The sequence below is a fragment of the Nostoc sp. genome (assembly GCF_041747015.1).
Taxonomy (GTDB): Bacteria; Cyanobacteriota; Cyanobacteriia; order Cyanobacteriales; family Nostocaceae; genus Nostoc.
In genome coordinates this window covers 25,174-33,641 of sequence record NZ_JBGTFY010000226.1, presented here as the reverse complement: position 1 = coordinate 33,641, position 8,468 = coordinate 25,174, and the positions used below count along the sequence as shown (strand labels likewise).

14 protein-coding genes and 2 pseudogenes are annotated in these 8,468 nt (G+C 38.9%); 12 read left to right on the top strand and 4 right to left on the bottom strand.

Annotated elements, in window-relative coordinates; genetic code table 11:
- The 4 genes from ACEW80_RS18225 to ACEW80_RS18210 all read left to right on the top strand — a co-directional run.
- Positions 1 to 637, top strand: a 637-nt coding sequence (locus ACEW80_RS18225; protein WP_373527944.1) for a ThiF family adenylyltransferase, incomplete at its 5' end; no start/stop codon positions are given.
- Positions 638 to 716: 79 nt separating this feature from the next.
- On the top strand, positions 717 to 1,088 hold the full coding sequence (locus ACEW80_RS18220; protein ID WP_196519596.1) for an iron-sulfur cluster assembly accessory protein: 372 nt from the start codon (positions 717 to 719) through the stop codon (positions 1,086 to 1,088).
- Positions 1,089 to 1,246: 158 nt separating this feature from the next.
- Positions 1,247 to 1,546 carry a 2Fe-2S iron-sulfur cluster-binding protein gene (locus tag ACEW80_RS18215; protein ID WP_373527943.1) on the top strand — a complete coding sequence of 100 codons (300 nt, stop codon included), beginning with the start codon at positions 1,247 to 1,249 and terminating at the stop codon, positions 1,544 to 1,546.
- A 94-nt stretch (positions 1,547 to 1,640) separates the two neighbouring features.
- Positions 1,641 to 1,892 (top strand): FeoA family protein, encoded by a 252-nt coding sequence (locus tag ACEW80_RS18210; RefSeq protein ID WP_373527942.1) that lies wholly within the window; start codon positions 1,641 to 1,643, stop codon positions 1,890 to 1,892.
- A 147-nt stretch (positions 1,893 to 2,039) separates the two neighbouring features.
- Here the strand turns inward: ACEW80_RS18210 and ACEW80_RS18205 are convergent, their stop codons facing one another.
- Positions 2,040 to 2,249 (bottom strand): molybdopterin-binding protein, encoded by a 210-nt coding sequence (locus ACEW80_RS18205; RefSeq protein ID WP_373527941.1) that lies wholly within the window; start codon positions 2,247 to 2,249, stop codon positions 2,040 to 2,042.
- A gap of 590 nt (positions 2,250 to 2,839) precedes the next feature.
- On the opposite strand from ACEW80_RS18205, the pseudogene ACEW80_RS18200 reads away from it, so the two are divergent.
- The 3 genes and pseudogenes from ACEW80_RS18200 to ACEW80_RS18190 form a co-directional block, all read left to right on the top strand.
- A pseudogene (locus ACEW80_RS18200) lies at positions 2,840 to 3,062 on the top strand (ankyrin repeat domain-containing protein); the annotation flags it as partial.
- A pseudogene (locus ACEW80_RS18195) lies at positions 3,051 to 4,018 on the top strand (nitroreductase family protein); the annotation flags it as partial. The pseudogenes ACEW80_RS18200 and ACEW80_RS18195, both read left to right, overlap by 12 nt.
- Before the next feature lie 18 nt (positions 4,019 to 4,036).
- Positions 4,037 to 4,411, top strand: coding sequence for a hypothetical protein (locus ACEW80_RS18190; protein ID WP_196519590.1), 375 nt, complete (start codon positions 4,037 to 4,039; stop codon positions 4,409 to 4,411).
- Between the two features lie 39 nt (positions 4,412 to 4,450).
- Here ACEW80_RS18190 and ACEW80_RS18185 read toward each other — a convergent pair whose 3' ends face one another.
- Positions 4,451 to 4,921, bottom strand: a complete 471-nt coding sequence (locus ACEW80_RS18185; protein WP_373527940.1) for a hydrogenase maturation protease — start codon at positions 4,919 to 4,921, stop codon at positions 4,451 to 4,453.
- A gap of 74 nt (positions 4,922 to 4,995) precedes the next feature.
- Here ACEW80_RS18185 and ACEW80_RS18180 point away from each other — a divergent pair, with 74 nt between their 5' ends.
- The 3 genes from ACEW80_RS18180 to ACEW80_RS18170 all read left to right on the top strand — a co-directional run bounded on the left by ACEW80_RS18180 (position 4,996) and on the right by ACEW80_RS18170 (position 6,400).
- A complete protein-coding gene (locus ACEW80_RS18180; RefSeq protein WP_373527939.1) occupies positions 4,996 to 5,391 on the top strand; it encodes a hypothetical protein in 396 nt (131 codons plus the stop codon).
- A gap of 305 nt (positions 5,392 to 5,696) precedes the next feature.
- Positions 5,697 to 5,996: a DUF2281 domain-containing protein gene (locus ACEW80_RS18175; protein WP_373527938.1), complete on the top strand. Its 300-nt coding sequence runs from the start codon at positions 5,697 to 5,699 to the stop codon at positions 5,994 to 5,996.
- Positions 5,996 to 6,400 carry a type II toxin-antitoxin system VapC family toxin gene (locus tag ACEW80_RS18170; protein WP_373527937.1) on the top strand — a complete coding sequence of 135 codons (405 nt, stop codon included), beginning with the start codon at positions 5,996 to 5,998 and terminating at the stop codon, positions 6,398 to 6,400. The genes ACEW80_RS18175 and ACEW80_RS18170 overlap by 1 nt, the downstream gene beginning before the upstream one ends.
- A 102-nt stretch (positions 6,401 to 6,502) precedes the next feature.
- On the opposite strand, the gene ACEW80_RS18165 is transcribed toward ACEW80_RS18170, so the two are convergent.
- Positions 6,503 to 6,925: a hypothetical protein gene (locus ACEW80_RS18165; RefSeq protein ID WP_373527936.1), complete on the bottom strand. Its 423-nt coding sequence runs from the start codon at positions 6,923 to 6,925 to the stop codon at positions 6,503 to 6,505.
- Between the two features lie 136 nt (positions 6,926 to 7,061).
- Positions 7,062 to 7,397, bottom strand: coding sequence for a winged helix-turn-helix transcriptional regulator (locus tag ACEW80_RS18160; RefSeq protein WP_373527935.1), 336 nt, complete (start codon positions 7,395 to 7,397; stop codon positions 7,062 to 7,064).
- Between the two features lie 102 nt (positions 7,398 to 7,499).
- Between ACEW80_RS18160 and ACEW80_RS18155 the strand changes: the two genes are divergently transcribed.
- Complete coding sequence (locus ACEW80_RS18155; RefSeq protein WP_373527934.1) at positions 7,500 to 8,237, top strand: SDR family oxidoreductase; 738 nt, start codon at positions 7,500 to 7,502, stop codon at positions 8,235 to 8,237.
- An 11-nt stretch (positions 8,238 to 8,248) separates the two neighbouring features.
- Entirely contained in the window at positions 8,249 to 8,413 is a 165-nt protein-coding gene (locus ACEW80_RS18150; protein WP_373527933.1) for a hypothetical protein, read from the top strand.
- The last annotated feature ends 55 nt before the right edge of the window (positions 8,414 to 8,468 follow it).

Sequence of the window (8,468 nt, the reverse complement as noted above, 5' to 3'; positions counted from 1 at the left end):
CGTTGGGCGGCTAATCTTAGTCCGGGGTGGTGACTTGCGGCTAGATGATATGAATCGTCAGGTTCTTATGACTGATGATTGGGTAGGTAAGCCAAGGGTATTCAAAGCTAAAGAAACTCTGGATGCGATTAATCCTGATGTTCAAGTGGAAATTGTTCATGATTACATCACCCCGGAAAATGTTGATTCGTTGGTGCAGTCTGCTGATATGGCTCTTGATTGCGCCCACAATTTTACAGAGCGCAATTTGTTAAATGAAGCCTGTGTGCGATCGCGTAAGCCAATGGTGGAAGCTGCAATGAATGGGATGGAGGCTTACCTGACGACGATTATTCCTGGTGTGACTCCTTGTTTATCTTGTTTGTTTCCCGAAAAGCCTGATTGGGATCAGCGCGGCTTTTCAGTTCTAGGCGCTGTCTCTGGGACACTAGCTTGTCTAACGGCTTTGGAAGCTATCAAGCTGATCACCGGGTTTAGTCAGCCTCTATTATCGCAATTGCTGACAATGGACTTGAATCGAATGGAATTTGCTAAACGCCGTTCTCACCGCGATCGCTCTTGTCCAGTATGCGGCAATAGTGCGCCTTGGAGACACGCGCATTCCAATTCGATGGAACCCACTGTCAATAGTCATTAGTGAATAACAAATGACAACTGACAAATGATAACCCTACACCTGAATCAGAACAACTAATCGCTACAAACCAGGAGAACTGATGGCCGTTATTTTATCAGAAAAAGCAGAATTTCATCTGCGAGCATTCCTTAAAGGTTCCGCACCCGACGCTGATGGCGCAACTAAAGGTGTCCGCATCTCTGTAAAAGATGGTGGTTGCAGTGGCTATGAATATGCGATCGATATCACCAGCAAACCCCAACCAGATGATTTGGTAAGCCACCAAGGCAAAGTGCTAGTTTACGTTGATGCCAAAAGTGCGCCGTTATTAGACGGAGTTATCGTTGACTTCGTTGAGGGAGTGATGGAAAGCGGTTTTAAATTCATTAACCCCAATGCAACTGATACCTGCGGTTGTGGAAAGTCCTTTAAAACAGACGACGGTACGCCCACTGGTGTACCTTGCAGCTAACATCATTCCGTTAGCGCCAAATCTGACTGTAGAAGTTTTCCAAAAACTCACTTTGCGTAGGGTCGAGTTCAGGATAAAGGAAGCTGAAAGTAGAATACGGAGACTCAAAAACTTCGGTAATTCAATTTAATTGTATAACGTTTGAGGAGAATCGAAAAATGGCTACTTACCAAGTTAGATTAATCAACAAAAAGCAAGAACTCGACACCACAATCGAAGTTGACGAAGAGACTACCATTTTGGAAGCAGCAGAAGAAAATGGTATTGAGTTACCGTTCTCTTGTCACGCAGGTTCTTGCTCTAGTTGTGTTGGCAAGATAGTTGAAGGTGAAATTAATCAAGAAGATCAAATCTTCTTAGATGACGAACAAGTTTCTAAAGGATTCGCTCTACTTTGTGTTACCTATCCTCGTTCTAATTGCACAATCAAAACACATCAAGAACCATATCTTGTTTAATGTATTGATTTAGTTACTACTCTTGGCAAGCAAATAAAACATGAAGGATGAAAACATACTTCATCCTTCATAATTTATATAATTCATAATTCAAATGTTTCCCATCTTTAGTGTGACTGGTTGTTCATTAGAATTGTTGAAGACAGGAGAGCAAGGAATTGTCAGTTTTTGCAAAAGTCAGGATGAAGCAATCTTAAAAAAACTGATATCAATGGGGATAACACGAGGAACTGCTATCACTTTGGAACAGCGCTTACCTTTCTTAATTATTAAAGTTGAAGATAAACTTTTAACAATAAATATTAAAACTATTCGCGCTATCTATGTGCGTATTGTTGATAATTGATATTAATTATTAGTTAATATTTATCCATCAAAATAACCTCACTCGTTTTCTAAATACTTTTAGGAGTGAGGTCACTAATTTATAGATATGAACGTAATTTTGGATCAGAAATAGAGAGGCTTGCAAAGGAAAGCAAGTCGTTTATTTTCACTCAACAGCAAGTATCACATCTGATGATTTAATCACGGCATGAACCTGCTTACCTTCTACAAGTCCCAGCTTTTCCGCTGACGACTTTGTGATTATTGACACTAACTCTACCCCTGGTGCAACTTCTAAAGTTATCTCAGTATTAACTGAACCATGTGTAACTTGTTTTACAGTACCTTTAAGAGAATTACGAGCGCTAATTTCCATTTTTTGTCAGTGTTTTGCTTCTACTTAAACAAGTTAGCATATTTTTTTGAAAAAGGAAATTATTTGAGATTTCTTAATTTGGACTTGCATAATAACGCTGAGTTAATCTGTTTTGCTTAAAAAACTATTCTTTTATAAACTTTAAATAGCTTCAACTACTTTCCTTGTGACACTCGTAAACTAAGTTTTAAGTTAATCCAGAAGTTTCAAACACTAACAACTGCGATCGCAATTAAATTGACTCTGTAGCGATTGGAAAATATAAGATAGAATATTAAAACTAGATCGGCACATTCAACAATTAGTCCGACAGTGAAAACTCATAGATTTTTAAATTACCTTATAGTATTGCTAATAATGAAATAGTTGAATTTTCTATCGTCGGGGAAACGATAACATAAACAACCTGTTAAAAGCAATACCTTCGCCAAAAAAAAGATTATAAAGAGAGAGGGCTGACGTAGTAGAGTTATTTTCTCTCACAAAGACAACTCAAAAGCTACTCTTCAGTCCATGCTCGATATGCCATCACTACTTCAATGGCTGTTACCGCAGATAAATGCTACAACAATGCGGCAATTTAACCAAATAATCCTGAGGATTTAAATCAGCCAGGTGAAAATGGCGATACAGCTTTGATGAAAGTTACAAGAGAAGGAGTCTATACAGTCGTTAAAGAACTAATTGATGCAGACGCGGAGCGATGCCTCCGGCGGGCTACGCCTACGCAACAATGCTTTGTGGTTTACTTGTTTTGGTAATCACTACGATTTAATTAATTTGCTGCTTGCTGTCAATATAGTTGAGAATAATTCTCTAACTCTTATTTATGAATTAATTGATGATGGTTTAGAGAGTTATATTATACCGGGTAAAAGTATCAACGGATTCATCTTTTTAATTAGTTGCGTTTATTATAGGTCTAGCTGGAAATATCAAAATAGAAGCATGAGATATTGCTTATTAGATAGCGGACACCATTTCGGTGCAGTTTCCGCCTCAGCTTTTCTCCACAACAAAGATATACAACTAATTTTCGATTTTGATAAACTCGCTCTCAATTCAGATTTGGGAATAAGGAGTTTATTACAGCTTGTGCGGTGTCAGGAGAAGTACAAGACAAGAAAATCAGACGCTTAAGGCTAAAAGTTCCTTTTGTCTGTGGTACTGATTATTTTGAATCCAATCAATTTCTTGAAGATGCTTATCAAGCAACTGCTCTATAAAAGAGTCGCCAGCAGAAATTAGAGTATCCTCAATTTGACTTGGATAAAGATAAATTTTATCAAACTGTTTGGAATAGGCGTTCTATTAGACGTTTCCGGAAAGAGTCGATTTCTCAAGAAGATTATTTATATATAGTGCAGCAACTTCAGCAGCTAATACCGACAGAAAACTATGAGCAAATAGAAATTTACTCAGTGGTGCATCGAGTAGAAGGAATGACACCTGGGTTATATAAAGGTACATATCTGGTTAAGACGGGTAATTTTAGTGAAAAGACGGGTTACTTATGTATTAATCAGGCGATGTCTACGACGGGCTGCGCCTACGCTAAAGATAGCGCTGTAACTTTATTTTTCGTGTTAGATTATTTAAATTATCAAACTGCTATGCAAATAGCTGGTTTTCTCGGACAGAGACTTTATTTAGCTAGTAATTATTTGGGAATTCAATGTAGTGGAGTTGGTGCTTATTATGATGACGAAACCCAAGAATTATTAGAAACAAATAAAGATGTACTTTATGGAATGGTAATCGGAATATAAGTAGGAAGCTAAAGAGATATGGCTAAAGAGATGTATGATTTTAATAGTGATGACTCACGTCCTATACAACCAACATCTGCCGATATTATACTACGACAGCAACTAGAGTATTCTATTAGCAGATACTTTTATGAAGCTTGCGATCGCACCATTCAAAATCTTCTATCTAATTGTCGTTGGTATGTCACAACCCATGCCAATGCTCTGACGTTAGTAATAGAATGTCCCGATCAAGTTACTAATTGGCGTGTTTTACAAACAATCGTGCCAATGGGAACATTACTATATGGAATTCTCAGCAGTGCTAAAATCCGTGTTTGTCCGCCAGAAAGTCAAGGCGTACCTTTTGAAATGAGGGTAGATGAACTCTCTGTTTATCGGGATTGGGCTTAAGAAAATAGTTAGGAGTTAGGAGTTAGGAATTTAAAATTACTACTCATTATTCTGGCTGATAAATGTGGTTAGTTCTTCAAAAACTAAATCAGCAGAATGTTTGACGACAGAACTTAACTCCAGTCCAAAACTAAGATTTGCCGCCTCAATTAAATAAACTGTCACTTCTTGGGGGAAGTCATTTTTAAAGATTTTCTGTCCGGCGGCTAAAGCATTATCCCAGCGAAAATCGTGCAAGTTATAACTAGGTTCGGGCATTGCTTCTAGTTCTTTTCCTGGAACTTTAAACACAGCACCAGGTTCAGAACCAGTTGAACTTGCATCAATAATTACTAATTGTTTACTACCTCTAGCTTGAAACATTACTTCCATTCCTGCGGTGCCACAGTCATATACTCGCACATGAGGATGAGGGTTTTCAGCTAGATATTGCTGTAAGCGTTGGGCAATGATTACGCCTACTGCATCGTCATTACGATTGAGATTTCCGCAACCAATAATAGTTAGCATGGAATGAGGTTTAATTGTTTAAGGTAACTTGTTATGCATCTGCCTGAATTGGGAATAATATATTCAGCTTACAGATGTTGAAGATTTCAAGGATTAACACTATGCTTTTTTGGGATGAAGTAAAGAAGGGAGCTTTTTGGGGATTGTACTTAGGTATTGCTTTAGGTATCATAGCAACTTTATTGGATTTATTCTCTAATACTCCTGAACTTACAGAGCCAACTACACTAGTTGTTTATGTAATTTTTTGGGGAATTATAGGTACTATTCTAGGCTGTACTGTTGCTCTAATTATTGAAGGTATAATGGGTTCTCTAAAATTTTTTAACTGGTTATTTATCTTTTTGGGAGGAAGTTTTCTAACCATCCTAACTCCTTTAATGGGTAGTCTAGCTGGCTGGCTTAGTATTCCACTTATTCCCATGCTGTTTTTTTTGCGCCAATATCTGTCAGAAAAGTTACCTAAATGAATTGAAGAAGCCTTAGACAAAGTAATTGGAGCAATTATATATAGTATTATTTTGACTTTTGTAGCCTTTTGTTTCGAGAGAACTGGTATTCATTTACGTGGGCTGCCACTATAAATTTGTCTATGGAGCGATCGCAATTTAACAATTAACGGCATCAATTAGAAATCTTGCTGTTAGAGCATACACATCTTGATCCAGTAATAATCTCATGCTTAAATGGATACTAGGCGAATGTCTTCAGCTGCCACTAGAGCGATCGCGTGAAGTACAATAAGTCAAGGCAATTCTTTCCTTTTGTCAAGCTTATGGATACTTTGACTACAGATAGACAGACATTAATTGAGGCGATTAATGCTCTCCCAGATGAAAAATTAATTGAACTGGCAAGTTTTGTTGAATATCTTCAATATAAATCGATAAAGCAAAAAGAAGTAAACAATCATGGGTCTTCTTTTCTGATGTCAATTGCAGGATTAGGAGCTTCTACTGAAACTGATATTTCAAAACAGGATGAAGTGTTTGCTCGTATTCGTCAACGGGCGGAAGCGTTACCGATGGAATCAGAAAGTCGGGTGCAGACTTGGAAATCAGAAGGACGACCCTGATGGTGATTGATACGATGATATTTGCCTATGCGCTCTTACACGTAGAGGACAGATATGAACAGGCGATCGCTGCTTTAGAAACTGTAGATCAGATTGTGGTGCCTGATTCGTTGTTTGCTGAGTTGGGCAATGTGATTTGGCAATGGATACAATTTCGGCAACTACCGTTGCAAATAGGTTTAGATGCGCTGGAAGATGCTGAGGCATTAGTTGATGTAATTATTTCTAGTTCTCAAATTCGGGATGTTGCTCTAAAACTAGCAGTCGAGGCAAGTCATTCGTTCTACGATATGTTATTTGTGGCAGCAGCAATTCAAGCTGATACTCAAGTGCTGACTTGTGATCGAAAACTGGCGGCTAAGTTTAGCGATCGCGTTGTATTACTAGAATCAGGTAATTTATGATGGACAGAAGCTTTGTTTGCAAATGACATTCGCAAACAAAGCTTTTTGTCCAAAGTCCAAAATACAGACAAAGCCTCTGAAAAATAATTTATCAGCAGGAAACTAGAACTCTACACCATGTTTCTTGGCAATTTCAGTGAGTTTTTCACACTGATGTTGTGATGCTTTAGTCAATAACTCTTCAGCCTGTTCTCTAGTACTTCCCTCTTTAGGAATTAAATACTTGACATAAAGAGATACAAAATCAGCTGCGATCGCTAAACCGGATAGAGCATGTTTGTCAGCTTCCTTACCAGCGATCGCTGATACTAAACCTGCTTTAATTGGGTCTGGTTTAACTTTCATGAACTGATCAACAAGTTTCGGAATGTATTCTGCTGGCGGCAAGTTATCTAACTTACTTCTATCGGGAGTAAAGTTACATTCTGCGGCTTTTGCCTGCTCCATAACACACCATTCTATGTATTCTTGCAATCCTGCATCAGGAACGCGAGGGAGATATTCGTGTAGCGCTAAATCAGACACAAGCTTACCGTGTAAATTTCTGTTTTGTTGAAGTGCATTAACGCAAGCCTAACGCACTATTTGTATAAGTTTTAGTATGTTATGCTACGACTTTTGAATAATTAGTTATTTGTTAGTTGTAACCACCAATGCCCATTCAATAATCCTTAATAACTCGTTTTAGATGTTCTTGTCCCCAGTCGCAAAGAGCTTTCAAGACAGGTACAAGAGTCCTAGCATAATCTGTGAAAGAATATTCCACTTTCAGAGGTACATCTGAGTAGACTTTTCGGTTAACAATTCCGTCATTTTCTAGTTCACGAAGTTGTTGAATCAACATTTTTTCAGTAATTTCAGGAATCAATTGTTTTAATTCGCTGTATCGTTTTGCTTCATCCTTCAAGTGCCAGAGAATCAAAATCTTCCACTTGCCACCTAAAATTTTTAGCGTTGCTTGCACAAATAATGTGCCTTCAGTTTGCTCTTTTGGCATATCTTATATGGACTTACAAAAAAGTAAGTACTTCCTAAAAAGTAAGTAGTAGTATACTTTGATGACAGGTCAATATCTAGCTCAACTGTGGGGAAGAAGAGTATGCAAGTTTTAGGTGCAATCGCTCTGGTAACTGGCGCAAATGGAGGTCTAGGCAAGTACTTTGTGGAAGGATTGAGAGCGCAAGGTGCAGCCAAAATTTATGCTGGCGCTCGCAAGCTGGATGCTTTAGCTGAACTGGTTGCAACAGATCCGCAGCGAATTATCCCGATTCAGTTGGAAATTACTGATGAAGAATCTGTTCGCCAAATAGCACTAAAATGTCAGGATGTCAACTTATTGATTAACAATGCTGGTGTGGGGCTTAACCAGGGATTGATTGCTGCACCTGATTTGTCCTCTGCCAGAGCAGAAATGGAAGTTAACTACTTTGGGACGTTGATCATGTGCCGTGCCTTTGCCTCGATCTTAAAGCAAAATGAGGGTGGGGCGATCGCTAATATGGTGTCAATGGTAGCGCGGGTGAATCTTCCCTTTAATGGCAGCTATGGCGCTTCTAAAGCAGCAGTTTTGTCATTGACTCAGGCGGTTCGGGCAGAGTTAGCGGCTCAGAAAACCCTGGTAGTAGCAGTGCTACCAGGAGCTATCGATATTGGTATGGGTAAGTCTTTCCCCGATCCCAAAGTACCCCCAGAGGAAGTGGTTAGGGATGCACTGCAAGCTGTTGTTGATGGCATTGAAGAAGTTTACCCAGGTGAGCAGGCCAAGCAACTCAATGAGCAACTAATGCAAGATCCCAAGGCAGTTGAAAAGTTTATTGCCACATTTTTACCAAACTGAAACAGTGACTGTTGAAGGCGATCGCCGAAATAGCAAATGGAGTCGCCGAAATAGCAAATGGAGCCACCGAAATAGCAAATGCGAACTCCGAATCAACAAATGCGATTGCTGAAATAACAAATGCGATCGCCGAAATAACAAATGCGATCGCCGAAATAGCAAATGCGTTGGCGTAGCCCGCCGTAGGCATCGCTTCTTTGGTGGTATAGACAGTAACTATTATTCTTGGGT

Excerpts from the sequence above, each read along its gene's own strand:
- ACEW80_RS18220 (WP_196519596.1), top strand. The coding sequence starts at position 717 with ATGGCCGTTATTTTATCAGAAAAAGCAGAATTTCATCTGCGAGCATTC.
- ACEW80_RS18215 (WP_373527943.1), top strand. The coding sequence starts at position 1,247 with ATGGCTACTTACCAAGTTAGATTAATCAACAAAAAGCAAGAACTCGAC.
- ACEW80_RS18210 (WP_373527942.1), top strand. The coding sequence starts at position 1,641 with ATGTTTCCCATCTTTAGTGTGACTGGTTGTTCATTAGAATTGTTGAAG.
- ACEW80_RS18205 (WP_373527941.1), bottom strand. The coding sequence starts at position 2,249 with ATGGAAATTAGCGCTCGTAATTCTCTTAAAGGTACTGTAAAACAAGTT.
- ACEW80_RS18190 (WP_196519590.1), top strand. The coding sequence starts at position 4,037 with ATGGCTAAAGAGATGTATGATTTTAATAGTGATGACTCACGTCCTATA.
- ACEW80_RS18185 (WP_373527940.1), bottom strand. The coding sequence starts at position 4,921 with ATGCTAACTATTATTGGTTGCGGAAATCTCAATCGTAATGACGATGCA.
- ACEW80_RS18180 (WP_373527939.1), top strand. The coding sequence starts at position 4,996 with ATGTTGAAGATTTCAAGGATTAACACTATGCTTTTTTGGGATGAAGTA.
- ACEW80_RS18175 (WP_373527938.1), top strand. The coding sequence starts at position 5,697 with ATGGATACTTTGACTACAGATAGACAGACATTAATTGAGGCGATTAAT.
- ACEW80_RS18170 (WP_373527937.1), top strand. The coding sequence starts at position 5,996 with ATGGTGATTGATACGATGATATTTGCCTATGCGCTCTTACACGTAGAG.
- ACEW80_RS18160 (WP_373527935.1), bottom strand. The coding sequence starts at position 7,397 with ATGCCAAAAGAGCAAACTGAAGGCACATTATTTGTGCAAGCAACGCTA.
- ACEW80_RS18155 (WP_373527934.1), top strand. The coding sequence starts at position 7,500 with ATGCAAGTTTTAGGTGCAATCGCTCTGGTAACTGGCGCAAATGGAGGT.